Source organism: Amycolatopsis sp. NPDC058986 (genome assembly GCF_042741125.1).
Lineage (GTDB): Bacteria > Actinomycetota > Actinomycetes > Mycobacteriales > Pseudonocardiaceae > Amycolatopsis.
In genome coordinates this window covers 1-24,849 of the sequence record NZ_JBHYJW010000030.1, presented here as the reverse complement: position 1 = coordinate 24,849, position 24,849 = coordinate 1, and the positions used below count along the sequence as shown (strand labels likewise).

The following is a 24,849-nucleotide window of genomic DNA, read 5'->3' as shown; positions in this document are numbered from 1 at the left end:
ACGGCATCGAGCTTGGCACAGGGGTACGACAACCTGGCCGGGCACGGGCTTTGCGCTGCGCTGATCGATCCAGTGAGCAGTCTCACAAGGTCACGGATCGTATTGTGATCGGGACGCCTTGCCAGGCACTTTCTCACTACCAATACACTCCCGCAATCCACACTCTCTGTGGCGAGCGTCATGTGAGACGTGCGTCCCCGCACGGCTAGCGTGTCGATCGGTACAGATCCATGCCAGCGCCGGCACGCCGTGGATCGGCGGGTTCGTCGTTGGCGAACGGCGACGTCTCCAGGAGGACGAATGTCCCGGCAGTTCCTCGCGGAGGGCGGTCTGACGCTCTCCGGAGGTGGCTACACCATCGTCGGTGTGGTCGCCGCGGTCGCCCTTGCCGCACTGGTCATCGGCTACGTGCTGCTCAAGGAGGTGCTGGCCGCGGGCCAGGGCACCACCAAGATGCAGGACATCGCGAAGGCAGTGCAGGAAGGCGCGGCTGCCTATCTCAAACGGCAGCGCAACACCCTCGCGATCTTCGGCGTGATCGTGTTCCTGCTGTTGTTCGCGCTTCCCGCCGATGACTGGAACGAGCGGATCGGCCGGTCGATCTTCTTCCTCGTCGGCGCGGCGTTCTCGTTCAGCATCGGCTATCTCGGCATGTGGCTGGCCACGCAGGCGAACCTGCGCGTGGCGGCCGCGGCGAGGGAAGAGGGCGGCCGCGAGATCGCGATGCGGGTCGCGTTCCGCACCGGCGGCGTGGTCGGCATGATCACCGTCGGCCTCGGCCTCTTCGGTGCGGCCCTCGTCGTGCTCGTCTACACCGGCCAAGCGCCGAAGGTGCTGGAGGGCTTCGGTTTCGGTGCCGCGCTGATCGCGATGTTCATGCGTGTCGGCGGCGGTATCTTCACCAAGGCCGCCGACGTCGGCGCGGACCTGGTCGGCAAGGTGGAGCAGGGCATCCCGGAGGACGACCCGCGTAACGCGGCCACCATCGCCGACAACGTCGGTGACAACGTGGGCGACTGCGCCGGGATGGCGGCGGACCTGTTCGAGTCGTACGCGGTCATGCTGGTGGCGGCGTTGATCCTGGGCAGCACGGCGTTCGGCGTGCACGGCCTGATCTTCCCGCTCATCGTGCCCGCCATCGGCGTGATCACCGCGGTGATCGGCGTCTACATCACCAAGGCGCGCGCGGGCGAAGGCGGCCTCGTCACGATCAACCGCTCGTTCTACATCTCCGCGGCGATTTCCGCGGTGCTCTCGACAGTCGCGGCATTCGTCTACCTGCCGAGCTCGTTCTCCGAACTCACCGGCGGGAAGGTCGGCGAACCCGGCAACCCCGCGGTCATCGCGACCGTCGCGGTGATCATCGGCATCGTGCTCGCCGCGATCATCCTGCGGCTCACCGGGTACTACACCGGCACCGAGCACAAGCCGGTCAAGGACGTCGGCAAGACGTCGGAAACCGGTGCGGCCACGGTGATCCTGTCCGGTATCTCGGTCGGTTTCGAGTCCGCTGTGTACACCGCGCTGGTGATCGGCGCGGCCGTGTTCGGGGCCTACCTGCTCGGTGGCGGCGTCGCGCTGTTCGCCGTGGCGCTGGCCGGTACCGGTCTGCTCACCACGGTCGGCGTCATCGTCGCGATGGACACCTTCGGCCCGGTCTCGGACAACGCGCAGGGCATCGCGGAGATGTCCGGTGACGTCGACGAAAAGGCCGCGCAGATCCTCACCGAGCTGGACGCGGTCGGCAACACCACCAAGGCCATCACCAAGGGCATCGCGATCGCCACGGCCGTGCTCGCGGCGACGGCGCTGTTCGGGTCCTACTCCGACGCGATCACCAAGGCGATCGGGGACGGCAAGGAGTTCATCGCCAACGTCGTCGGCCCGGCCACCCTGGTGGGTGTCATCGTCGGCGCGGCGGTCGTGTTCCTGTTCTCGGGTCTCGCGGTGAACGCGGTTTCGCGGGCGGCAGGCGCTGTTGTGTACGAGGTGCGCCGCCAGTTCCGTGACATCCCGGGGATCATGGAGGGCACCACGCGGCCCGAGTACGGCAAGGTGGTCGACATCGTCACCCGCGACTCGCTGCGTGAGCTGGCGACTCCGGGGCTGCTGGCGGTGTTCGCTCCGATCGCGGTCGGGTTCGGTCTCGGCACCGGCGCGCTCGCGGGTTACCTCGCGGGCGCGATCGCGACCGGCACGCTGATGGCGATCTTCCTCGCCAACTCCGGTGGTGCGTGGGACAACGCGAAGAAGCTCGTCGAGGACGGCAACCACGGTGGCAAGGGCTCGTCGGCGCACGAGGCGACGATCATCGGCGACACCGTCGGCGACCCGTTCAAGGACACCGCGGGCCCGGCGATCAACCCGCTGATCAAGGTGATGAACCTGGTCTCGGTGCTGGTCGCCCCCGCCGTCGTGCAGTTCTCGATCGGCGAGCACGCCAGCCCGGCGGTGCGGATCATCATCTCGCTCGTCGCGGTCGCGGTGATCATCGCGGCCATCGTGGTGTCCAAGCGACGGGGCACCGTCATCGCCGACACCCCGGCGGAAGCGAAAGTCTGATCCTTTTCCCGGACGCGGCCCGGTGTGCGAACTTCGCATGCCGGGCCGCGTCGCTCTGTAACCGATCACGCTCCGTGTGTGATCTCATCCCGGAAATCGCCCGGCGACTTGCGAAGCATGCTCGTGTCGGTACGGTCGGGGCTGCTGGACGTCGACGGGCAGGAGGTGTACGAGTGCGGCCGCGGTTGACCGTTCTTGCCGCGCTAGCAACAGGAATCGGGATCGGCCTCGCCGGATGCGGACAGCAGCCGGTGATCACTTCGCAGGCACGGGAGGAAAATCCCGTGAGTGCCGCGGAGCAGGCCGATCCGGCGGCCAGATGGGCGGACGGTTACTGCGGTGCGGTCACACACCTGGTGCGCACGCTGGCCGCGTTGCCCACCGTCGATCCCAGCACTCCCCAGCAGGCTTCGAAAACGTCGAGTGCGTTGCTGGGTTCCGTGGTCGGCGGGCTCGACCAGACCATCGACGGCCTCCAGCGTCTCGACGCGCCCCCGGCGCCCGCCGCGGACAAGGCAAGGCGGGACATGGTCGAGCGGTTCGGCGACATCCGGCAGCGCGCGCAGAACGTGCGGCAGCGCATCGACGACGCGCACGCCGAGCCCGCCGTGACCCGTGACGCCCTCGGTGACGCGCGGGCGACGCTCGACCAGATCGCCGGGCTCAACGTGCTCAAGGGTCTTCAGGACGTGCCGGACATGGACGCCGCGAGCAAGCGGACGCCCGGCTGTCAGCAGCTGACGGTGCCTGCCGCCCCCAAATAACCCTCCCCGCTGGACCTCGCCCGATTCGAACTTGTGTTCTAGTATACCCGGGTGGATCGGACGATCTCGTTCTTCTCCGCCGAGGCGAGCGGGCCGGGGCTGGCCGATCTGGCCGGACTGCTGTGCTGCCACGGCCAGATCACCGGGTTCGGCCGCACTGCCGCGCGCCTGTCGGTGGTCGTGGACGAGCCGTGGCGGGCTCGCGCGCTGGCGGGCGAATGCCGCAGGCGCGGTGCCGACGCGCAGGTCGGCACCGCGGACTGCGGCCAGCCCCAGGTGCGCACGTCGTTCCGGGTGGACCTGCTGCCGCTGGCGTCCCGCTGGCTGCGGGACGGCCGCACCGGTCCGGCGGAGGACGATTCGGGCAAGGCGGTGCCCGACGGGTTCCGGCTGAGTGGCGCGATGTTGCGCATGTGGGCGCTGGCGAGCGGCAGGCAGGGTGGCAGCGCCTATCTGCTCGCGCTCGACCCGCTGGCGCCCGGCACACACGCCAGGCTGGCCGCCGCGCTGGCACCGCTCGGCGTGCCCGCCCGGCTGCTCGGTCCCAAGGCGGACGTTCCCGCCGTACGGGTGACCGGACGCCGCAGATTGGAGAGCCTGCTGGAACTCATCGGCGAGCCGCCGATCGGGGCCGAGGCGGCCTGGCCGGAGGCGGCTCCGGCCAGGCGGGCGGGTTGAGTCTCAGGCGGCGATGTCGGTGGCGAGTGGCTTCGGCAGCGAACAGCCCGGCTTGGCCAGGTCGATCTCGTTGGCCGCGGTCAGGCAGGCGGGAATGCCGTAGGTCTCCTGGCCGTAGGGGGTGTCCTGGTGCACCGTGACGTTCCCGGATTCGTCTACCTCGCACGGGTTGTTCAGCGTGCAGCGCTGGCCGTCCTCGTTCCTGGTGTTGTTGACGCCGATGACCTTGCCGGTCGAGGTTTCGACGATCGGGGAGCCCGAGGTCCCGCCGATGGTCTGGCAGTCCGGCGTATAGCGGATCGAGTCCTTCCACACCCAGCCGTTCTCGCGCAGCTCGTGGACGAAGCCGTTGACCGTGCAGGAGTAGATCTGCTTCCAGTAGCCGGACACCACGTCCATGCGCACGCCGTCGGCCGGGTGTGCGTTGGAGAGTTCGAGCGCGGTTATTCCGTACTGCTGTTTGATCTGGGCGTAGGTCGTGCTCACCTGGTACAACGAGACGTCGGTGTCGGTCATGGTCCCGTACACGATCTTCTTCGCGCGCAGGGTCCCGACCGAGCGCCGCCCGTCCGCGGAAAGCAGGCTGAAGCTGCGTGACGAGGCCCTGTTGACGATGACCTGGCCGGGCTGCGGCATGCCGCTTTCGAGGCAGTGCCCGTTGGACATCACGATCGCGGGAGCGGTGTCCGGCGTGCCGGCGGGCTTGACCACGGAGCCCGAACAGTTGGACAGCGCGACGGTGCCCGCGAACGTGGTTGTCGCGGCCAGCGCCGGGGTGGTCCCCAGCACGGCGGTCGCCGTGGCCGCGACGGCTAGTGCGCCGAGGAGTCGTCGGATCATGGTGGGGTCCTTTCAGCTCGACGAGCTAGTAAGTCAAGCGACGACGCGTGACGCCCACCACCGTCGAACGGAGGGTATCCGGCCAGTTACTCTCGCACCCTGCACTGCGCGTGTCCGACATCACGTGCTAGGTGTGGAAAAGAAACATCGTCGAGGTCAATGGCGATGTGGTGGAGACTCCCGAAGCGGCGTGTTGTGCCACCTCGGCGCCGTTCGGGTGGTACGAGCGTGCACACTGACAGGTCGGAGACACGGGCGTGGCCCCGGCGTCGAGGGGCGGGCCGCCGCCGCGGCGGCCGGAGATGAGCGGAGAGCAGGCGAAGCGTGGCAGGAGCACGGACCAAGAAGAACGGCACCGGGACGGACGCCTCCGGGCGCCGGCGGCTGGTGATCGTCGAGTCGCCCACGAAGGCCCGCAAGATCGCCCCCTACCTGGGCGGGAACTACGTCGTCGAGTCCTCGGTCGGGCACATCCGCGACCTGCCGCGTGGTGCCGCCGACGTGCCGGCCCAGTACAAAGGAGAGGCGTGGGCGCGGCTGGGCGTCGACGTCGACAACGGCTTCAAGCCGCTCTACGTCGTCACCCCGGACAAGAAGTCCAAGGTCACCGAGCTGAAGGGCCTGTTGAAGGACGTCGACGAGCTCTACCTCGCCACCGACCCCGACCGCGAGGGCGAGGCGATCGCCTGGCATCTGCTGGAGACGCTCAAGCCCAAGGTGCCGGTCCGCCGGATGGTCTTCCACGAGGTCACCGAGCAGGCCATCCGCGCCGCCGCCGACAGCACCCGCGAGCTGGACGCCGACCTCGTCGACGCGCAGGAGACCCGGCGCATCCTCGACCGGCTCTACGGCTACGAGGTCTCGCCGGTGCTGTGGAAGAAGGTCATGCCGAAGCTGTCGGCGGGCCGGGTCCAGTCGGTGGCGACGCGGATCATCGTCGAGCGGGAGCGCGAGCGGATGCGCTTCACCTCGGCGTCGTACTGGGACATCTCGGCGACGATGGACGCGGGCGCCGACGCGACACCGCGGGCGTTCCCGGCGCGGCTCATCTCGATCGACGGCGCGAAGCTGGCCACCGGCCGCGACTTCGGTTCCGACGGGCAGCTCAAGTCGTCCTCGGCCGACGTGCGGATCCTCGCCGAGGCCGACGCGGTCCGGCTCGCGCAGGCGCTGAACCAGCGCGACTTCAAGGTCGCGAGTGTCGAAGAGAAGCCGTACACGCGGAAGCCGTACGCGCCGTTCATGACCTCGACGCTGCAGCAGGAGGCGGGCCGCAAGCTGCGGTTCTCCTCCGAGCGCACGATGCGGATCGCGCAGAAGCTGTACGAGAACGGGTACATCACCTATATGCGTACCGACTCGACGACGCTGTCGGAGTCGGCGCTCTCGGCCGCGCGTAGCCAGGCGACGCAGCTGTACGGCAAGGAGTACGTCTCGCCGTCGCCGCGGCAGTACACCCGCAAGGTCAAGAACGCGCAGGAAGCCCACGAGGCGATCCGGCCATCGGGTGAGGTGTTCCGGACGCCGGGGCAGGTCGCGAAGGAGCTGGACACCGACGAGTACCGGCTCTACGAGATGATCTGGCAGCGCACGATCGCCTCGCAGATGGCCGACGCCAAGGGCACCACGATGTCCGTGCGGATCGTCGGTACCGCCACCAGCGGCGAGGAGTGCACCTTCGCCGCGTCGGGCCGCACGATCACCTTCGCGGGCTTCCTCAAGGCGTACGTCGAGGCGGTCGACACCGAGACCGGCGGCGAGGCCGACGACAAGCAGAGCAGGCTGCCGCAGCTGGTCAAGGACCAGGCGCTGACCGCGACCGAGCTGTCCCCGGACGGGCACACCACTTCGCCGCCGGCGCGGTACTCGGAGCCGAGCCTGGTCAGCAAGCTCGAAGAGCTGGGCATCGGCCGTCCGTCGACCTACGCGTCGATCATCAAGACCATCCAGGACCGCGGCTACGTGTGGAAGAAGGGCTCCGCGCTGGTGCCCTCCTGGGTCGCGTTCGCCGTGATCGGCCTGATGGAGCGGCATTTCGAGCGGCTGGTCGACTACGGCTTCACGGCTGGCATGGAGGACGAGCTCGACCGCATCGCCGCCGGTGACGAGCACCGGACGGAGTGGCTGGGCAAGTTCTACTTCGGCGGCGACATGGGCGTCGACGGTTCGGTCGGCAGGCTCGGCGGGCTGAAGAAGCTCGTCGGCTCCAGCGTCGAGGACATCGACGCCCGCGAGATCAACTCGATCCCGCTGTTCAGCGACTCCGACGGTCACACCGTCGTCGTCCGCGTCGGCCGCTACGGCCCGTACCTGGAGCGCGAGGTCGACGGGACGTCGCAGCGGGCGAACCTGCCCGAGGACCTGCCGCCGGACGAGCTGACGCAGGCGATCGCGGAGAAGCTGTTCGCGACTCCGCAGGAGGGTCGCGTGCTGGGCACGGATCCGGTGTCGGGGCACGAGATCGTCGCGAAGGAAGGCCGCTTCGGGCCGTACGTCACGGAGATCCTGCCGGAGCCGGAGCCGCTGCCCGAGGGTGCGACGGCCGCGCAGAAGAAGGCCGCCAAGGCGAAGCAGCCGAAGCCGCGTACGGGCTCGTTGTTCAAGTCGATGTCCATCGAGACGATGACGCTGGACGACGCGCTCAAGCTGCTCTCGCTGCCGCGAGTGGTCGGCAAGGACCCCGAGTCGGGCGACGAGATCACCGCGCAGAACGGGCGTTACGGCCCGTACCTCAAGAAGGGCACGGATTCGCGCTCACTGTCCACTGAGGACCAGCTGTTCTCGATCACGCTCGAAGAGGCGCTGAAGATCTACTCGGAGCCGAAGCAGCGTGGCCGCTCGGCGACGGCGAAGCCGCCGCTCAAGGAACTGGGCGAGGACCCGGTGTCGGGTAAGCCGATGGTCGTCAAGGACGGCCGGTTCGGTCCGTACGTGACCGACGGCGAGTACAACGCGACGCTGCGGAAGACCGACAGTATCGAGGAACTGACCGCCGAGCGCGCTGCCGAGTTGCTGGCGGAGAAGCGCGCGAAGGGCCCGGCTCCGAAGCGCAAGGCTCCCGCCCGCAAGTCGACGTCGTCCACGTCGAAGTCCGGTACGGCGAAGTCCGGTACGGCGAAGTCGGGGACAGCGAAGTCGGGGACAGCGAAGTCGGGGACAGCGAAGTCGGGGACAGCGAAGTCGACCGGGACGAAGACGACCGCCGCGAAGAAGCGCACCACGACGGCGAAGTCGAAGTAGCCGCCCGCGCAGTCGTCGTCCAGGTCCGTGAAGGCCTCCTTCACAGCGTTGAGCGCTGTGAAGGAGGCCTTCACGGCTTTTCGGGGCTTGGTGGTCGCGCTGGGAGCCGGGGGCACGAGCGCTAGCAAAGGTCCCTCGCTCCCCGCTCCACCCGCCGGGCCGGAACCGAGGGACGCCCTGGGTGCGTTCACCGCACCGAGGGACGCCCCCGTTGCACCCAACGCGCCCAGGGACGCCCTTGTCGCACCCCGGGCCAGTGTGTTGAAGGGCGCCTTCGGTGCACTGGCGGTGCTGAAGGACGCCTTCGTTGCGCTCAACGCACTGAAGGCGCCCTTCAGCACGTCTGGCGGCAGCCACGGCCCCGGAACCCGTAGCGACAGTGCCTGGCTGGACACCGGCGCCGCGTCGGCGGGATCGGGTGCCCCGAGCGTTAGCAAAGGTCCCTTGCTCCGCCGTTAGCGCCGTGTGGCACCGAAGGCTGTCCCCGCGGCGCCCGAAACCCACCCCACGGACAGCGATCGGCCTGTCCCCGTCAAGCGCTGCGAAGCGGCCGAACGGCGTAGATACCCAGGGTGCGAAGCGACTCCGCAGCGTCACCGCGAAGGGGGTGAGAACCCCTTCGCAGCGTCATCGGAACCGCTCACCGAATACCGTCATCCACTCGAACCTTTGTTCGAGAAATTGTCGGTGCCAGGGTGTTCAATGCATGGGTGAGCAACTCAGCACTCGCCGTCTTCGACGTCATCGACGAAGTCATCGCCCCGCTCCGCGCCGAGGTGCCGGAGCGGCCTTCGGTGATGGAGTTCTACGACCCGCAGTTCGAGGTGCCACCCGTCCTCGCCGACACCGAACCGCCGCCCGGCCTCAGCCTGGCCGACGAGGTCGAGCAGTACACCCGGTTCGTCGCGGGCATGTCCGCCATCGGGCTCGCGCCCGACGGCGAGGTCACGCCTGAGGCCGTCGGGCTCTATCGGGCGCTGCGCGGCGGGTTCATCCGGGGTGTCGTCACCGGCGTGTTCCCCACCCGGCGGGAGCCGTGGGAGGTCCGCTTCTTCGGCGACGAGGACTACACCACGGTGGTGAACAAACTCGGGCACCGAGCGCGGTTGCGCTCGGGTTTCCTCAGCTCGCTGCCCGGCTGGGTGTTCGACGACCTGCCGGACCGGCCGCCGGGGCCCGGTGCGTCCGTGCGCATCCACACCGACGAGGGCGGGCTCATCCCTGCGGAATGCGCTCCGGAGCTGGCCGTCATCCGCGAGTGCGTTGCCCGGCCGCGGCTGGGTACCGTGCTGGTCGACCTCGCGGTGCGGGACGCCATTCTCGCCAAATATCCGCACGGCGCGTTCGGGCTGGTGGACAACGACCTCGGCCGGTACCAGTTCAGCGCGGCCGTCGGCCGGTCCGGCCGCTGGACGATCACCTGGGGGCCCGCCACCCGCAGCACCGCCGAGCAGTGGATCGTCAAGGCGGTGCAGAGCCATGCCTAACCGGACGGCGGTGCTGGAGCTGCTCGAGCTGGCGGCCGCACCGGTGCTGGAAGCCATGCCGGAACGCGATCCGGTCGATCGGCTGTACAACCCCGAGGTGACCGACGAGGAGATCCGCGTCCACGGCACGGTGTCCGACGATCCGGCCGATCTGGTCGCCGAGGTCGAGCGGCACGCGGCGTGGGCGGCCGCGCTCGAGGGCACGCCCTTCGGTGACGACGGCGAGCTGACCGAGGTCGGGTACGAGGTGGTGTCGCTGATCCTGCGCGGCTCCGTGCGCGCCGCCGTGAGCGGGGTGTTCGAGGACGGGCCGGAGACCGCGGACATCCGCTGCTACGCCGACGGTGAGCACGCGCTGGTGATGGCCTCCCTGCCCGACCGCACGGCCATCCACCTCGACGACTACGCCCGCCTGCCGGAGCTGGTCGTCGGATCGTTGCCGGACGCGCCGGAGGGGGAGTTCCGGCAGATCTGGCTCTCGGTCGACGAACACGGCCTGATCCACGGTCAGCACGAGGAGGTCGGGGCGTTGCGCGAGCTGCTGGCCCGGCCACGCAGCGGCACCGCGGTGCTCGACGTGTTCGCCTTCGGCGGGCTCTGCGCCGAGTTCCCCGAGCACGGGTTCGTCCTGCTCGACACGGACGTAGGCAGGCACGTCCTGTGCGCCATCCACCGTGGTGGCGGGCAGCGGCAGCTGGTGCTCGCGCCGTTCAGCAGGGACATGCTCATCGGGTGGTTCCGCGAGGTCGTCGACGCCGGGCCGGTGGAGCCGTCGTGACAGGCTCGTAGCCGCGTTGTGACCGGAATCACTACGATGTGTCACGAAGAGAGGTCGACCTTAGTTCCGGATGGCTGGACACTGCCTGTGAACGCGACAGACAGTGTGCAAGGCGTGACGGATATCTGGCCCATTGGGCGGATGCGCGCGACGCCCACGTCGCTACCCTGAAAGGCGAGGACATTCGACAGTGGAGTCGTCGCGAAACGGAGTCTCGGTGCGCTCACGGTTAGTGACTGTTCATGCGGAACGTGGGCACTTCCGCCGCGACACACACAGTGAGGTGGTCCCCCATGAGCAATAGCGGTGAGGTGCCCTTCTTCACCCCTCCGGAGCCCCCGGCGCGCGACGGCACGTTGTCCGGCGGGCAGGGCGATACGTTCGCCGATCCCCTTTCCGGGCTCGTGACCGCCGCGGACGTACCCCCGGCGGGCACTGGCAACGGGGCGGGGAACGGCGTGCCGAGGGTCGTGGTGCCGGGCCCGGTGCAGCACGATCCCGAAGTGGTGCGCCAGATGGTGGACGCAGCGCTCCGCGAGGACACGCAGCAGGGCGGCGCACCCCACGCGCCCGAAGCGATCCCCCCGGCGGGCACCGGCGGAACGGTCGGCGAGCAGGTGGCGCCACCACTCGGCGTGCTGCCCCGGCAGCGCACCTGGCCCGCCCGGCCGCCCCAGCTGCTGCGGCGAGCGAAACCGGCCCCGGCCCCGGACGTCGAAGACGAGCTCGACGAGGAGATCGAGGCAGCCACGCCGAAGAAGCGCGGGCTCCCGTCGATCAGCATGCCCAGCTTCGGGCGGCCCTCCTCCAGCACCGCGGGCGTCATGCTGGCGGTCGCGTTGTTGATCGTGTTCGGGATCGTGGCCATCCAGATGGTGTCGAGCCTGGTCAGCAGCGTGACGGGGCTGTTCCACTAACGCGTCCGCCGCCCGCTCGGACCGGCCCGCCGCCGCGCCCCACCTGTTACCAGGGTTACGCTGGCGGCACGGTCGGGGGACCCTGCCGGGTCGCCCGACGCCGTCGGGACGAGTGGGGTGGGCAGCATCAGCGAGGGCATGCGATCAGTACCCGGGGCAGGCCCGGGTGGATCGTCGGCTGCCGATGCGTCGACGATCCACCGGGTCCGGCGGGTACTGGCGATCAAACCGTTCCGCCGCCTCTGGGGCGTCACGTACCTGTGCAGCGTCGCCGACTGGCTGAACCTCCTCGCGCTGACCGGCCTGGCCACGAAGCTGCTCGACAACTACACCGCGCAGAACTTCGCGTTCGTCGCGGTCGTCCTCACCGCCTTGCTGCCGGGGCTGCTGTTCGCCCCGGTCGGCGGCCTGCTCGCCGACCGGTTCGACCGGCGCAAGGTGATGGTGCTGTGCGATCTGGGACGCTGCGGCTTCCTGCTGTCCATCGCGTTCGTCGGCGCGCCGTGGTGGCTGTTCGTCGGCAACTTCCTCGTCGGCTGCTGCTCGATGATGTGGATCCCGTCGAAGGACGCGGCGGTGCCGAACCTGCTGCGCCGCCCGGACCAGGTCGAGACCGCCAACCAGCTCGGCATGGTGATGACCTACGGCCTCGCGGTGATCACCGCGGCCGGTGCCAACGCCGTGCTCACCGGCATCAACACGACGTTCCACTTCTTCCCCGGCGGCAGTGCCGACCTCAACATCGCGAAGATGGTCGTCGTCATCAACGGCCTGCTGTACCTGACCAGCGCGATCCTGATCGCCACCCGGATTCCCGAGCTGTCGCTGCGCAACGTGCACGAGGCGCCGAAGGCGACGGTCAAGAAGGCGGACGAGGAGAAGCTCGGCATCGGCGCGATGCTGCGCGACGGCGTCAAGTTCGTCCGCAGCACGCCGCTCGTCCGCGGTCTGCTGATGGGCGCCTTCGGCGCGTTCGCGGCCGGTGGCGCGGTGATCGGCTCGGCGAAGCCGTACTCGTCGAGCCTGCTCGCCGGCGACGCCGCGTTCAACATGCTGGTGCTCTCGGTCTTCCTCGGGCTGGCGACGGGGATGGCGGTGGCGCCGAAGCTGGCCAGGCGGCTGGCGCACGACCGGCTGTTCGGCATTTCGATCGTGGCGGCCGGGCTGGCGCTGGCGGTGGTCGCGATGTCCCCGCATCTGGCCGTGTCGCTGGTCGCGGTGGCCGTGGTCGGCCTCGCGGCCGGAGCCGCGTTCCTCACCGGCGTGACGATCATCGGCTCCCGCGTCGAGGACGCCATCCGCGGCCGGATCAACGCGATCTACCAGTCGATGCTGAAGATCGTGGTGTTCGGGGCGACGATCACCGCACCACTGCTGATCGGCCTCGTCCAGCCCCGCCGGATCGACGTGTGGGGCAGTTCGCTCACCATCGACGGCACCCGGCCGGTCCTGCTCGGCGGGGCCGTGCTCGCGGTGCTGGCCGGTGTTTTCGCCTACCGGCAGATGGACGACCGCCGCACCGAACCGATCCTGAGCGACCTGCGCAACGCGCTGCGCCGCAACCCGCGCCGCGTCAACGGCTACCTCGTCGCGGTCGAGGGCACCACGGCGATCAACACCGCGCGCCAGGCCTCCGGCCTCGCCGACTGGCTGAGCACGGGCACCCGGCCCGTCGTGCTCGCCGCCGATCCCGCGCTCGACAACCAGCGTCTGGAAAAGCTGCTCTCCAGCGCGTCACTGACCGGTGCCCGCGCGCAGGCGCTCGCCGCCGCGGCGGTGCGGGCCGACATCGTCGAGCGGCACGTCCGGCCCGCGCTCGACGCCGGTTCGGTTGTCGTGATGGAGCGGTTCGTCGATTCGCCGCTCGCCCACCTTTCCGCCGTCGCGGGTCTCGACAGCGGCGAGCTGGAAGGGCTCGCGGACTGGGCGACCGGACGGCTCCGGCCGGACCTCACGGTCCTGCTCGACGCCGCACCCGGCGAGGAGCCGCGTGATCGCTCCGAGGCGATGAACGACCAGTGGCGGGTCCAGCACCTGCTCACCGAGATGGCCGCCGCGGATCCGGATCGCTATGTCGTGGTCGAGGCTGACGGCACCGATGAAGAGGTCGCGGAGCGGGTCCGCGAGGCTGTCCGCGCGGTGTTCGTCGGCCGGTTGTCCGGGCTCGCTCCGGTGGACGAGGCCGTTTCCCCTGCCGGGACGCCCGAGTCACCGGCTGAACCTGTTGATGCTCCGGCGGAGGCGAAGTGACAGAGCAGGTACGGATCGGCGTCTGGCGGCAGCTCGTCGGCCAGGAGCCGGCCGCGGAGACGCTCGCGTCGGCGGCCACGGCCGCGGCGAAGATCGTCGCGGGCGAACCCGTCGCCCCGGCGGCGATGACGCACGCGTGGCTGCTCACCGGCCCGCCCGGCTCCGGCCGCTCGACGGCGGCGCGGACGTTCGCCGCGGCGTTGCAGTGCAGCACCGGGACCGGCTGCGGTGAATGCCCCGGCTGCCGCACCACGATGGCGGGCACGCACGGCGACGTCCGGCTGGTCGTGCCGGAAGGACTGTCGATCTCGGTCGCCGAGATGCGCGCCCTCGTTCAGGCCGCCGCCCGCCGCCCGACGACGGGCAACTGGCGCGTCGTGATCATCGAGGACGCCGACAGGCTCACCGAAGGCGCCTCGAACGCGTTGCTCAAGGCGGTCGAAGAGCCGCCGGAGCGCACGGTTTTCCTGCTCTGCGCGCCCTCGGACCACCCCGAGGACGTGTCGGTGACGATCCGATCGCGCTGCCGTCTGGTGGCGCTGCGTACGCCACCCGCAGCCGCGATCGCGCAGGTGCTGATCGACCGCGACGGCGTCGAGCCGGATCGTGCGCAGTGGGCGGCATCGGTGTGCGGCGGACACGTCGGCCGCGCGCGGCGGCTCGCCACCGACGAGGCCGCCCGGCAGCGCCGCGCCACCGTGCTGCGGATTCCGCTGGGGCTGCGCCGCCCGTCGGACGTGTTCACCAGCGCCGATCAGCTCATCAGCGCAGCCGAAGCCGACGCGGGCGAGGCGAGCAAGGCACGTGACGAGAACGAGCGTGCCGAACTGCGGACGGCGATGGGCGGCGACGGCACGGGGAAGGGCGTCGCCGGTGCGAAGCGGGCCGCCGAGGCCGCGGTCAAGCAGTTGGAAAAGAAGCAGAAATCGCGGGCGACCCGTACTCAGCGGGACACGCTGGATCTGGCGCTCGTCGACCTCGCCGCGTTCTACCGCGACGTCCTGGTGACGACGACCGGGTCCGGCGCGACGCTCAACCACCCGGACCACGCCGAGCAGATCGCGACGGCGGCGGCGTCCTGGGGGCCCGAGTCGGCGCTACGACGGCTCGAAGCCGTTCTGGAATGCCGTGACGCCATCGGGCTCAACGTGAAGCCGCGGATCGCCGTCGAGGCCATGGTCACCACGTTGCGCCAAGGCTGAGCCACCGCGACACCCCGGACAAAGGACGGCCCTTCATCCCGGGCGGGATGAAGGGCCGTCCTTTGTGGATGGACGTCGGGCGCCTACTCCCGAGGGCGCGGCGACGGCTTGAACGGCTCCGGTGCCTCCGGTTCCTTCGCCGGGGTCAGCGTGAGCGCGGCCGGGCGACGGCGCCGGCTCGGCATCGCGGCCACCATGACCACGCCGAGCAGCAGCATCGCGGTTCCGGTCCAGAACATCGGCACAGTGTCGTACGCGCCGGTGTAGGCCAGGTTCTTCACCGGTCCCTTGGGCGCTTCGCCGCCACCGGGCGGAGGCGCCGGGGTCGTCGTCCCGCACACCACGCCACCGGTCGGCGCGTAGGACCGTGCGATCTGCTCACCCAGCGAGACCTGGGCCAGCGAGGACGGCAGGTTCTTCGCCGCGTCGCCGGGCAGCAGGTCCTTGAACTTGCTGGTGGGCAACAGCTGCAGGTCGAACATCCGGGCCGAGGCGCCGAGCTGGTAGCCGGAGAACGGGTCGTTCAGCTGCGCGCCCTTCTGGTCGAGCCCGGCGATGGACAGCCGCAGCACGCCGAGGTCGAGCACGGTGCCCGCGGTGTTGCCGACCTGCTGGAGGCCCTTGGTCATCGTCGAGACGAGCCCGCCGACGACGGGGATGTCGTTGACCTTGCCGAACTGGTCGCTCAGCCCCGACAGCGGCAGCCCGATCGGGATGTCCTTGGTCGGGTGCGCCGCGTCGAGCGTGTAGAGCACCTTTCCGCCCGCCTCGATGGTCAGCACCGGCGCGGTGTACTCCACTTTGGACGTTTTCTCGTCGCCGGTGGAGGTCACCTTCAGCGTCGGCTGGCTGGCCACCTTGATGCTCAGCGCGAGCGGGGTGCCCTTGAGGATCTCGATGTCGGCGCCCTGCAGTGTGGAGATCGACTGGACGGCCTTGTTCTTCGAGCCGGGGATGTCGACCAGCTTGACCTGCGAGCGGGAGGACAGCGTGTTCGGCAGGCTCAGCAGTGACCCGGTGCCGTTCGCGGCGGTCTGCCCGCCGCCCTGCAGGAGACCGCCGAGGCTCTGCAGCCCCTTGGTCAGGTCGAAGCCCTGGGCGAGGGTCTTCGGGTCGACGTTGAGCTTGTCCAGCCCGAGGCTCGGCATCGACGGGATGACGTTGAGCAGCGACAGGCTCGCCACCGACGTGCTGGCGTCGGAGATCGTGTCGACGCACGGCCCGAGCGTCGGGCTCCAGCGCGCGTGCGCGCTGCCGTTGAGCAGGCCGACGTTGAGCAGCGGGTTGGGCGGGCCGTTGAGGCCGCCGCTGATCGGCTGCGGGTTGTCCGGCAACGCCGTCTGCACGACGCTGCCCGGCGTCTGCGGGGCGTTGCCGCCCACCGACAGCCCGAACGGCGAGGCCTGCGCGATCGCCTTCTCGTAGCTCAGGTACGCCTCGGAGTTCGCCGACGCGCTCGAAAGGCCCATGCCCGCTTCGAGCGCCGACTGCTTCGGCAACTGCTTGTCGTAGCCGGGGATGATCGAACTGGTCGGTACCGCGTTCGGCAGCAGCCGCAGCACGCCGAGCGCCGAGCCCGCGTCGCCGACAGCATGGCCGAGTGGCTGGGGCCCCATCGGTGCGGTCGCGGGCGGCTGTCCCGGGTTCGCCGGTTCGGGGATCGGCGTGGTGGGGATCGTCTGGGCCGTCGCCGGAGCCGCGGTCAGCAGGAGCAGCGCCGCGGCGGCCGGCAGGGCCACCGAGCGGGGCAGTCTTCGCCGCATGTGCCAGGTCCTCCAGGAGGTAGGTCGATCGGGGAGTGAGATCGACGTCATAGGACCCTAACGACGACGCCCCGGGGAAGTGACGCGCGAGGGCTCCGCTACACTGGCTTTCGGCTCCGGGCGACAGTCCGGTGCTTGCCGCCTTAGCTCAGTCGGCCAGAGCGATTCACTCGTAATGAATAGGTCGCGGGTTCGATTCCCGCAGGCGGCTCCACTCTGACCAGGGACTTTCCGGATTCCGGAGGGTCCCTGCTCTGTTTCCGGGGAACTCGCTCAACTGTGAATTTCACTCGAACCGGTGCGGCCGCCGGAATCACGCGAACGGGCGACGGTGACGGCGGCTGAACGGCTCGACGGCGGCTGCGGTTCGGCTACTTTGTCGACATGTCTGCCGAAGCGCGTCGACGGTTCGCGGTGCCGGATCGGGTCCGGTGGGCGGTCGCGCTGCTCGATCCGGCGCCGGACGCCCGGCTGCTCGAAATCGGCTGCGGCCCCGGCGCGGCCGCCGAGCTGGTGTGCGCCAGGCTGGACGGCGGCAAGCTGACGGCGATCGACCGGTCGGCGACGGCGGCAGCCCGGACGACGGCGCGCAACCGTCAGCACATCGAAGCCGGACGGCTGGAAGTGCGGCACGGCGAACTCCCGCGGCTCGATCTGCCGTCCGGTGGTTACGACGCGGCGTTCGCCATCGACGTGAACCTCTTCTGGGTCCGGGACCCGGCGCCCGAACTCGCGGTGCTGCGGCACGTCCTGGCGCCCGGCGGAACGCTGTACATCGGCTACGGCGCGTCGGGGCCCACGACCGGCCACAAGGTGGTCGAGCCGATCACGCGAGCGCTCGGCGTCAACGGGTTCACCGAGCCGGAGATGAAACAGGGCGACGCCGGGTTCGCGCTCGTCACGCGCCCGGCGTCGCCCTGAAATGTCCACAAAGGACGGATCAGTCCCGCGGCGGGGTCAGCTTCACCACCGTCACGGTGATCTCCCCGCGCGGGGTGCGATAGGTGACCTTGTCGCCCTCCTTGGCGCCGACGAGCGCGAGCCCGAGCGGGCTGTCGGAGGTGACCGCGTCCGGGTCGTCGCCCGGCACGGTGACGACCTGGAGGGTCTCCTCGTCGCCGTCGTCGAACCGCAGGGACACCTTGGTGCCGTCGGGCACCAGCGAGCTGTCGGCCGCGCCGTGCTCCATCTTCGCGCTCAGGTCGGCGATCTGGCGGTCGAGCCGGGCAGCGGCCTCCGCGCGGTCGATCACGTCCGCCTGGTCCGCCGCGTCACCGGTGCGTTCGAGCTCACCCGGCTGCGGCGACAGCGCGGCTCGTTGCGCACGCAAGCTGTCCAGTTCCTTCTCCAGCTGGCGGCGGGTCGCCGCACTCAGCCCCTTGTCCCCTGAGATCACCATGCCGGGAATTGTCCGCTGTCTGGACCGGGGTGGCCAATCCGGTTTTTCGAGAGCCCGGTCACCCTCCGGGGCCGACTGGGACGTCTGCCCTAGACTTTGGGCCTGGCGTCCCGGAATTAGTAACGAGGATCACCGTGAGTGTCGTCCCCGGTCGCAGCGAACAGCTGTCGCCCAACCAGCTCCACAAGCAGCAGCAGATCGTCGAGGCGGCCCGCGTCGTCCTCGCGCGTGACGGTCTCGCAGGGTGCACGGTCCGCGCCATCGCCGAGGCCGGTCCGCTCACGAAGAGCGCCATCCACTATTACTTCGCCGATATCGACGTCCTTATCGACCGGGCGATGGCCGCGCACATCAACACCTTCGCCGCGGGACTGCGTGCGGTGGCCGAGCGGCACACCGATCCGCGCGAACGGCTGTTCAAGGTCACCGAGGCCTACCTCGACGAATTCGCCGACCGGCCCAACGCGGCCTTCCTGTGGTTCGAGTACTGGATCGCGGCCGGGCGCGCCCAGCACCCGCAGGCGATCGACGCGATGCTGACCTCGATCACCGAGCTGCTCGCCGAACTGCTGTCCCCGCTGGACGTCGACGATCCGCGGGCCCGTGCGCGCGCTCTGCTGTCCTACCTGCTCGGCGCCGTCGTCCAGCAGCGCGTACGGCCGCGGTCCTACGCCACGCTGCGCGGCGACATCGAGGCACTCTGTTTCGCGAACTACGGCTAGAAACGCGCATTAGATCCGTACCGCTACGGATTGTTCTCCCGCCTCCGCGCCCGCCAAGGTCGATCGAAGCCGAAGGCTGCCGAGAGAGCAGGAGGCGTGATGCTTGCGAACAAGCGCAAGAGACGGTGCGTGGCGGCGGCGTTGTCCGCCCTGGTGGTGCTGGCCAGTGGGTTCGCCGCGAGTCAGGCGGCGGCGGAACCCGCGCGGCAGCCCGACGGGCCGCAGATCTACGAGGTCCTCGGCACCGGAACCCCGCAGCTGCGCACCGAGGTCGCGCGCACGGGGGTCGACGTGCTCGGGACGTCCGGTGCCACGACGACGATCATCGCCAACCCCGGTGAAGCAGCTCAGTTGCGGGCGCTCGGGTTCACCCTCGAACCGCGCGGGCTGGTCGACCGGTCGCCGGGCACGAGCGCCGCGCCCGCGGAGTTCCCGCCCGGATACACCGGCTACCACACCTACGCCGAGGTGACGACCGAGCTGCAGAAGGCACAGGCGAACTACCCGGCGATCGCGAAGCTGTCGAGCGCGGGCACCTCGTACGAGGGCCGCACCCTCAACGTGCTCAAGATCAGCAAGAACGTCGAGGCCGACGAGAACGAGCCCGAGGTCCTGTTCACCTGCAACCAGCACGCCCGCGAACACCTGACGACCGAGATGTGCCTGCGCATCGTGCAGCGGTTCACCACCGGATACGCCACCGATCCCGCGATCAAGAAGATGGTCGACAGCACGGCGATCTTCGTGATCCCGAACATCAACCCGGACGGCTCGGAGTACGACATCTCCGGTGGCCGGTTCCACTCGTGGCGCAAGAACCGCCAGGGCCCCGGCACCGACACCAACCGCAACTGGGGCTACAAGTGGGGCTGCTGCGGCGGTTCGTCCGGCTCGCCGAGCAGTGAGACCTACCGTGGCACGGCGGCGTTTTCCGCGCCGGAGACCAAGGCCGTCTCGAACTGGGTGAACGCGCGCAAGGTCAACGGCGTCCAGCGGATCAAGACGCACATCGACTTCCACACCTACTCCGAGCTGGTGCTCTGGCCGTGGGGCTACACCTACGACGCCACCGGGCCGGGGATGACCCAGGCCGAAGCGACGAAGTTCCAGAACCTCGGCAGGCAGATGGCCGCGACGAACAGTTACACCCCGGAGCAGTCCAGCCAGCTGTACATCACCGACGGTTCGATGAACGACTGGATGTGGGCGACGAACAAGATCTGGAGCTACACCTTCGAGATGTACCCGCGGGGCGGCAGCCCGGGCTTCTACCCGCCCGACTCGGCGATCGTGCCGCAGACCACCCGCAACGACAAGGCGGTCGACATCATCATCAACGCGGCGATCACCGGCTGATCGCAGCGGTCCGTGAAGGCCTCCTCCGCAGCTCCATCCATGCCCCCGCCGCCGCCCTCAACGGACGCGCTGCGCGCGGCAGGATTGGATCCAACGCTGTGAAGGAGGCCTTCACGGCGCGTCCGGGGCGAGCGCGAGGTTAGGGTGCGGGCATGCCTTTGTTCTCCTTCGAGGGGCTCAGCCCGCAGATCCATCCGGACGCGTGGATCGCCCCCACCGCGACGCTGATCGGCGACGTCGTCATCGAAAAGGACGTCTCGATCTGGTACGGCGCGGTCATCCGCGCGGACTTCGGGAAGATCGTCATCCGTGCGGGGTCGAACATTCAGGACAACTCGGTCCTGCACGTCAACGACGGCGTGTGCGAGGTCGGGAAGAACGTCACCGTCGGGCACCAGTGCCTCGTCCACGACTGCACGATCGGCGAACAGGCCCTGATCGGCAACGGCTCGACCGTGCTGGACAAGGCGCAGATCGGCGAGCGGGCACTGGTCGCGGCGGGCGCCACCGTCACGCCGGGCACCGTCGTGCCCGCCGAGCACATCGCCATGGGCAGCCCGGCGAAGAAGTTCGTGCCGCTCACCGACAGCGCCAGGCTGTGGGTCGACCACAACGCGGAGGTCTACCGCGAGCTCGCGCGTCGGCACGCGGCCGGGATCAAGCCGATCGAAGGCTGAGTTTTCGGGTTTGACTCTCCGGTAAGTGGAGATTTTAGCGTCGCCGTATGGCACCGAAGAAGCAAACCCACCAGGTCACACTGCACCTCGACGCGGGCAACGCCCCGGTCGTCGACCTCGGCAAGATGCTGGGGCAGACCGGGGTCAACCTCGTCGAGGTCAAGAAGGCCTACGACGCGGCGACCGCGGCCCAGCGTGGCGACGTCGTCCCGGTCGTCGTGTCGGTGTTCGAGGACCGTTCCTTCGAGCTGCGGCTCAAGACGCCGCCGACGTCGTTCCTGATCCGGAAAGCCTTGGGTGACAAGGGTTCCGCGCGCCCGGGGCACGAGACGGCCGGGAAGCTGACCCGCGATCAGCTGCGCGAGATCGCCGAGCGCAAGCTGCCCGACCTCAACACCGCCGACCTCGACGCGGCCATGCGGACCGTCGCCGGGACGGCCCGCTCGATGGGCGTCGCGATCGTGGAGTGACGTGCGCAAGCACAGCGTCGCGCCGCCCTTCCGGGCGCTGGATCCCGAGCTGGACGTCACGGAAAGACTGCTGGCACAGGGGAATCCAGCGCTGCGCGCCGTCGTCGAGCTGCTCCCGGACGAGCACGCGGCGGCGCGTGCTCTTAACGACCTTCTCGACGAAACCGGTGCGCGGCCGCGGCTCGTCGACACGGGGAACGGCTGGCGCATCGTGTATGTGACGTCGCGGGCGGAAGCCGGCGAGCCGGCCGTGGGCGCGGCCGGTCTCGCCGAGCTCGTGACAGTCGGGGGCTGGCGACGGGTCAAACGCTGCGTAGCCTGCGGACGGCCGTTCTGCGATCGGACGTCCGGGTGTACTCGAAAGTGGTGTACGCCGCTTCGTTGTCACTCCGAGCCCCGCACCATCGCGGTGGACTAGGCTGGCTACGCAGCAGCGACTGGCGCCACCGAGGTGGAGCACCACCGGGAAGCGACGACGAGGCCGGCACCGCGCGCCTGGGTCCGGCCGTCACGGCAGGAGAAGGCCCTTGACGCATCAGCCAGCCCTTTCCGCGCTCGCCGCCGCGGACCCGCAGATCGCCGGGCTCGTGGAGGACGAGGCGAAGCGTCAGCACGACAAGATCCGGCTCATCGCGTCGGAGAACTACGTGTCGCAGGCCGTCCTCGAGGCGACCGGCACCGTGCTCACCAACAAGTACTCCGAGGGGTACGCGGGCAAGCGGTACTACGAAGGTCAGCAGCTCATCGACCAGGTCGAGACGCTGGCCATCGAGCGTGCGAAGGCCGTGTTCGGGGCCGGCCACGCGAACGTCCAGCCGTACTCCGGCTCCCCGGCGAACCTCGCGGCCTACCTCGCCTTCGCCAAGCCTGGCGACACCGTGCTCGGCATGGCGCTGCCGGACGGCGGGCACCTGACCCATGGCTGGGGCGTATCGGCGACCGGCAAGTGGTTCACCCCGGTGCGGTACGGCGTGGCCAAGGAGACCGGCCGGGTCGACCTCGACCAGGTTCGCGACCTGGCCCGCGAGCACCGGCCGAAGCTGATCTTCGCCGGTGGCACGGCGATCCCGCGCACGATCGACTTCCCGGCGTTCGCGGAGATCGCCCGCGAGGTCGACGCGGTGCTCGTCGCCGACATCGCGCACATCGCCGGGCTCGTCGCGGGCGGCGCGCACCCGTCGCCGGTCGGGCACGCGCAGGTCATCACCACGACCACGCACAAGACGCTGCGCGGCCCGCGTGGCGCGATGATCCTCTCCGACGCCGAGCACGCGAAGGCCGTCGACAAGGCGGTGTTCCCCGGTCTGCAGGGCGGTCCGCACAACCACACCACCGCCGCGATCGCGGTCGCACTCGGTGAGGCCCAGCAGCCTTCGTTCAGCGAGTACGCGCACACGATCGTCGCGAACGCCAAGGCGCTGGCGGCGGCGTTGCTCGAGAAGGGCTACGACCTGGTCTCCGGCGGCACGGACAACCACCTGCTGCTGATCGACCTGACGAACAAGGCCGTGCCCGGCAAGCCCGCCGCGCAGGCGCTGGACCGCGCGGGCATCGAGCTGAACTACAACACGGTGCCGTTCGACCCGCGCAAGCCGTTCGACCCGTCGGGCATCCGGCTCGGCACGTCGGCGATCACCACGCGCGGGCTCAGGCCGGAGCACCAGGTCCAGGTCGCCGACTGGATCGACCGCACGGTGACCGCGGCCGCCGCGCAGGAGGAGTCCTCTTTGGACACCATCGCCGCCGAGATCAGGGAGTTCCTGGCGCCCTTCCCGATCCCCGGCTACTCCGCCTGACCGACCCGGCGCAAGGTCTCTGAAGGCCACCTTGAGGGAACGCAAGTCCCTCAAGGTGGCCTTCAGCGGCTTCAGGGGAGGATCTCGACGCCGTCGCATCACGGAGCGACGAGCGTCACAGGAAATTTGATTGCTGAATACAAGCTTTCGGGGAACACTTGTCTTCGGCAAGTAGTTGAGGGGTACAAGCAACTACCGAAGACTGAGGGAGATCCCATGAGCACGACATCCACGGCGGAAGGAGAGACCGCTACGCAAGGCAAGCTCTCCCACCGGCAGATCCTGACGGTGCTGTCCGGGCTGATGCTCGGCATGTTCCTGGCGGCGCTGGACCAGACGATCGTGTCGTCGGCGATGAAGACGATCGCCGACGAGCTGCACGGCCAGAGCCTCCAGGCCTGGGCTACCACCGCGTACCTGATCACGGCGACGCTTTCGACGCCGCTGTACGGCAAGCTTTCCGACCTCTACGGCCGGAAACCCATGTATCTCACAGCGATTTCGCTGTTCCTCGCCGGCTCACTGGCCAGCGGGATGGCGGGCTCGATGTACGAGCTGGCCGCGTTCCGTGCGTTCCAGGGGCTCGGTGCCGGTGGCCTGATGTCGCTGGCACTGGCGATCATCACCGACATCACGTCGCCGCGGGAGCGCAGTCGCTACCAGGGTTACTTCATGGCGGTCTTCGGCGTTTCGAGCGTCGCGGGTCCGGTCGTCGGCGGGTTCTTCGCCGGTCTCGACTCCTTCGCGGGGATCACCGGCTGGCGCTGGGTGTTCCTGGTGAACGTGCCGATCGCGCTGGCCGCGCTGGTCGTGGTCAGCAAGGTGCTGAACGTGCCGCACACCCGCGTCGAGCAGCGGATCGACTACTGGGGCGCGGTGACGATGATCGTCGGCATGGTGCCGCTGCTGCTCGTGGCCGAGCAGGGCCGCGAGTGGGGCTGGGGCTCCCCGGCGTCGATCGCGATGTACGTCGTCGGCGCGCTGGGCGTGGCCGCGTTCGTCTGGCAGGAACGCCGGATGGGCGACGCCGCGTTGCTGCCGCTGCGGTTGTTCTCGCGGCCGGTGTTCCGGGTCGCCACGCTGGTCACGGTGATCCAGGGCGTCGGGATGTTCGGCGCGATGATGTCGCTCCCGCTGTACCTGCAGATCGTGAAGGGCGCGACGCCGACACAGGCGGGCCTGCAGATGCTGCCGCTGACGCTCGGGATCATGGTCGCGAGCATGGTGAGCGGTTCGGTGATCGGGCGGACCGGGCGGTACAAGGCGTTCGCGGTGGCCGGGCTCGGCGTGATGGCGGCGTCGGTGTTCGCGCTGGCGACGATCGGGGTGGACACGCCGATGGCGGTGGTCATGGCCGTCGCGTTCGCGATCGGGCTGGGACTGGGCGCCTCGATGCAGACGCTGCAGCTCGCCGCGACCAACGACGTGCCGCCGTCCGACATCGGCGTCGCGACCTCGTCGGCGACGTTCTTCCGGCAGATCGGCGGCACGGCGGGCACCGCGGTGTTCATGTCGATCCTGTTCGCCACGGTCGGCGACCGGATCGCGGCGGCGGTGCGCTCGGCGATGGCCTCGCCCGCCTACGCGGCGGCGCTGGCGCGGCACCCGGAGTTCGCGCAGCGGATGTCCGGTGGCGGGGTGGACATCAACGACACGTCATTCCTGTCCACTTTGGACCCGGTGCTGGCGCGGCCGATCCTCGACGGGTTCGCGAGCTCGATGAGCACGGTGTTCGTCGTCGGCGGGATCGTGCTGACGGTCGGCTTCGCGCTGGTGTGGCTGCTCAAGGAGAAGCCGCTCTCGGACAAGTCGGCGATGGAGCAGCGTGCCGACGCCGAGGCGGAAGCCGCGACCCCCGCACTGGCGATGGCGCACTGATCCGCTGACACGCTGAAAATGCCGTCAAGGCCACCTTATGGGCGTCCGACGCCCATAAGGCGGCCTTGAC

General features: G+C 69.5%; 20 protein-coding genes and 1 tRNA gene. 18 read left to right on the top strand and 3 right to left on the bottom strand.

Annotated elements, in window-relative coordinates; translation table 11 throughout:
• Positions 1 to 300 precede the first annotated feature (300 nt).
• The 3 genes from ACFW0G_RS25155 to ACFW0G_RS25145 all read left to right on the top strand — a co-directional run bounded on the left by ACFW0G_RS25155 (position 301) and on the right by ACFW0G_RS25145 (position 4,004).
• On the top strand, positions 301 to 2,562 hold the full coding sequence (locus ACFW0G_RS25155; protein ID WP_378327834.1) for a sodium-translocating pyrophosphatase: 2,262 nt from the start codon (positions 301 to 303) through the stop codon (positions 2,560 to 2,562).
• A 284-nt stretch (positions 2,563 to 2,846) separates the two neighbouring features.
• The gene (locus ACFW0G_RS25150) at positions 2,847 to 3,326 is read left to right on the top strand and encodes a hypothetical protein (protein ID WP_378327833.1); all 480 of its coding nucleotides are present in this window, start codon (positions 2,847 to 2,849) and stop codon (positions 3,324 to 3,326) included.
• Positions 3,327 to 3,377: 51 nt separating this feature from the next.
• A complete protein-coding gene (locus ACFW0G_RS25145; RefSeq protein WP_378327832.1) occupies positions 3,378 to 4,004 on the top strand; it encodes a hypothetical protein in 627 nt (208 codons plus the stop codon).
• Positions 4,005 to 4,007: 3 nt separating this feature from the next.
• Here ACFW0G_RS25145 and ACFW0G_RS25140 read toward each other — a convergent pair whose 3' ends face one another.
• The gene (locus ACFW0G_RS25140; protein ID WP_378327831.1) at positions 4,008 to 4,844 is read right to left on the bottom strand and encodes a serine protease; all 837 of its coding nucleotides are present in this window, start codon (positions 4,842 to 4,844) and stop codon (positions 4,008 to 4,010) included.
• A gap of 324 nt (positions 4,845 to 5,168) precedes the next feature.
• On the opposite strand from ACFW0G_RS25140, the gene topA reads away from it, so the two are divergent.
• The 6 genes from topA (at position 5,169) to ACFW0G_RS25110 (ending at position 14,718) form a co-directional block, all read left to right on the top strand.
• Entirely contained in the window at positions 5,169 to 8,084 is a 2,916-nt protein-coding gene (gene topA, locus ACFW0G_RS25135) for a type I DNA topoisomerase (RefSeq protein ID WP_378327830.1), read from the top strand.
• Positions 8,085 to 8,779: 695 nt separating this feature from the next.
• On the top strand, positions 8,780 to 9,571 hold the full coding sequence (locus tag ACFW0G_RS25130; RefSeq protein ID WP_378327829.1) for an ESX secretion-associated protein EspG: 792 nt from the start codon (positions 8,780 to 8,782) through the stop codon (positions 9,569 to 9,571).
• The gene (locus ACFW0G_RS25125) at positions 9,564 to 10,349 is read left to right on the top strand and encodes an ESX secretion-associated protein EspG (RefSeq protein WP_378327828.1); all 786 of its coding nucleotides are present in this window, start codon (positions 9,564 to 9,566) and stop codon (positions 10,347 to 10,349) included. The genes ACFW0G_RS25130 and ACFW0G_RS25125 overlap by 8 nt, the downstream gene beginning before the upstream one ends.
• Positions 10,350 to 10,642: 293 nt before the next feature.
• Positions 10,643 to 11,266, top strand: coding sequence for a hypothetical protein (locus ACFW0G_RS25120; RefSeq protein WP_378327827.1), 624 nt, complete (start codon positions 10,643 to 10,645; stop codon positions 11,264 to 11,266).
• Between the two features lie 138 nt (positions 11,267 to 11,404).
• Positions 11,405 to 13,516 (top strand): bifunctional MFS transporter/dTMP kinase, encoded by a 2,112-nt coding sequence (locus tag ACFW0G_RS25115; protein ID WP_378327826.1) that lies wholly within the window; start codon positions 11,405 to 11,407, stop codon positions 13,514 to 13,516.
• Complete coding sequence (locus ACFW0G_RS25110) at positions 13,513 to 14,718, top strand: DNA polymerase III subunit delta' (RefSeq protein ID WP_378327825.1); 1,206 nt, start codon at positions 13,513 to 13,515, stop codon at positions 14,716 to 14,718. The genes ACFW0G_RS25115 and ACFW0G_RS25110 overlap by 4 nt, the downstream gene beginning before the upstream one ends.
• A gap of 83 nt (positions 14,719 to 14,801) precedes the next feature.
• On the opposite strand, the gene ACFW0G_RS25105 is transcribed toward ACFW0G_RS25110, so the two are convergent.
• Positions 14,802 to 16,481: a hypothetical protein gene (locus ACFW0G_RS25105; protein WP_378327824.1), complete on the bottom strand. Its 1,680-nt coding sequence runs from the start codon at positions 16,479 to 16,481 to the stop codon at positions 14,802 to 14,804.
• A 137-nt stretch (positions 16,482 to 16,618) separates the two neighbouring features.
• Here ACFW0G_RS25105 and ACFW0G_RS25100 point away from each other — a divergent pair.
• Positions 16,619 to 16,695: transfer RNA gene (locus ACFW0G_RS25100), tRNA-Thr, on the top strand.
• Between the two features lie 170 nt (positions 16,696 to 16,865).
• Positions 16,866 to 17,402: a class I SAM-dependent methyltransferase gene (locus ACFW0G_RS25095; RefSeq protein ID WP_378327823.1), complete on the top strand. Its 537-nt coding sequence runs from the start codon at positions 16,866 to 16,868 to the stop codon at positions 17,400 to 17,402.
• 19 nt (positions 17,403 to 17,421) lie between these two features.
• Here ACFW0G_RS25095 and ACFW0G_RS25090 read toward each other — a convergent pair whose 3' ends face one another.
• Positions 17,422 to 17,880: a GreA/GreB family elongation factor gene (locus ACFW0G_RS25090; protein ID WP_378327822.1), complete on the bottom strand. Its 459-nt coding sequence runs from the start codon at positions 17,878 to 17,880 to the stop codon at positions 17,422 to 17,424.
• A gap of 134 nt (positions 17,881 to 18,014) precedes the next feature.
• Between ACFW0G_RS25090 and ACFW0G_RS25085 the strand changes: the two genes are divergently transcribed.
• The 7 genes from ACFW0G_RS25085 (at position 18,015) to ACFW0G_RS25055 (ending at position 24,779) form a co-directional block, all read left to right on the top strand.
• Positions 18,015 to 18,602, top strand: a complete 588-nt coding sequence (locus ACFW0G_RS25085) for a TetR/AcrR family transcriptional regulator (protein ID WP_378327821.1) — start codon at positions 18,015 to 18,017, stop codon at positions 18,600 to 18,602.
• Positions 18,603 to 18,731: 129 nt separating this feature from the next.
• Positions 18,732 to 19,958 carry a M14 family metallopeptidase gene (locus ACFW0G_RS25080; RefSeq protein WP_378327912.1) on the top strand — a complete coding sequence of 409 codons (1,227 nt, stop codon included), beginning with the start codon at positions 18,732 to 18,734 and terminating at the stop codon, positions 19,956 to 19,958.
• Between the two features lie 152 nt (positions 19,959 to 20,110).
• The gene (locus ACFW0G_RS25075) at positions 20,111 to 20,635 is read left to right on the top strand and encodes a gamma carbonic anhydrase family protein (RefSeq protein WP_378327820.1); all 525 of its coding nucleotides are present in this window, start codon (positions 20,111 to 20,113) and stop codon (positions 20,633 to 20,635) included.
• Positions 20,636 to 20,682: 47 nt separating this feature from the next.
• Positions 20,683 to 21,105 carry a 50S ribosomal protein L11 gene (gene rplK / locus ACFW0G_RS25070; RefSeq protein ID WP_378327819.1) on the top strand — a complete coding sequence of 141 codons (423 nt, stop codon included), beginning with the start codon at positions 20,683 to 20,685 and terminating at the stop codon, positions 21,103 to 21,105.
• 1 nt (position 21,106) lies between these two features.
• Positions 21,107 to 21,523 (top strand): hypothetical protein, encoded by a 417-nt coding sequence (locus ACFW0G_RS25065; RefSeq protein WP_378327818.1) that lies wholly within the window; start codon positions 21,107 to 21,109, stop codon positions 21,521 to 21,523.
• Positions 21,524 to 21,632: 109 nt separating this feature from the next.
• Positions 21,633 to 22,901 carry a serine hydroxymethyltransferase gene (gene glyA, locus ACFW0G_RS25060; protein WP_378327817.1) on the top strand — a complete coding sequence of 423 codons (1,269 nt, stop codon included), beginning with the start codon at positions 21,633 to 21,635 and terminating at the stop codon, positions 22,899 to 22,901.
• A gap of 216 nt (positions 22,902 to 23,117) precedes the next feature.
• Positions 23,118 to 24,779, top strand: a complete 1,662-nt coding sequence (locus tag ACFW0G_RS25055) for an MDR family MFS transporter (protein ID WP_378327816.1) — start codon at positions 23,118 to 23,120, stop codon at positions 24,777 to 24,779.
• Positions 24,780 to 24,849: the final 70 nt, after the last annotated feature.

Excerpts from the sequence above, each read along its gene's own strand:
- ACFW0G_RS25095 (WP_378327823.1), top strand. The coding sequence starts at position 16,866 with ATGTCTGCCGAAGCGCGTCGACGGTTCGCGGTGCCGGATCGGGTCCGG.
- ACFW0G_RS25105 (WP_378327824.1), bottom strand. The coding sequence starts at position 16,481 with ATGCGGCGAAGACTGCCCCGCTCGGTGGCCCTGCCGGCCGCCGCGGCG.
- ACFW0G_RS25125 (WP_378327828.1), top strand. The coding sequence starts at position 9,564 with ATGCCTAACCGGACGGCGGTGCTGGAGCTGCTCGAGCTGGCGGCCGCA.
- rplK (WP_378327819.1), top strand. The coding sequence starts at position 20,683 with ATGGCACCGAAGAAGCAAACCCACCAGGTCACACTGCACCTCGACGCG.
- ACFW0G_RS25055 (WP_378327816.1), top strand. The coding sequence starts at position 23,118 with ATGAGCACGACATCCACGGCGGAAGGAGAGACCGCTACGCAAGGCAAG.
- ACFW0G_RS25155 (WP_378327834.1), top strand. The coding sequence starts at position 301 with ATGTCCCGGCAGTTCCTCGCGGAGGGCGGTCTGACGCTCTCCGGAGGT.
- ACFW0G_RS25120 (WP_378327827.1), top strand. The coding sequence starts at position 10,643 with ATGAGCAATAGCGGTGAGGTGCCCTTCTTCACCCCTCCGGAGCCCCCG.
- ACFW0G_RS25140 (WP_378327831.1), bottom strand. The coding sequence starts at position 4,844 with ATGATCCGACGACTCCTCGGCGCACTAGCCGTCGCGGCCACGGCGACC.
- ACFW0G_RS25075 (WP_378327820.1), top strand. The coding sequence starts at position 20,111 with ATGCCTTTGTTCTCCTTCGAGGGGCTCAGCCCGCAGATCCATCCGGAC.
- ACFW0G_RS25115 (WP_378327826.1), top strand. The coding sequence starts at position 11,405 with ATGCGATCAGTACCCGGGGCAGGCCCGGGTGGATCGTCGGCTGCCGAT.
- ACFW0G_RS25090 (WP_378327822.1), bottom strand. The coding sequence starts at position 17,880 with ATGGTGATCTCAGGGGACAAGGGGCTGAGTGCGGCGACCCGCCGCCAG.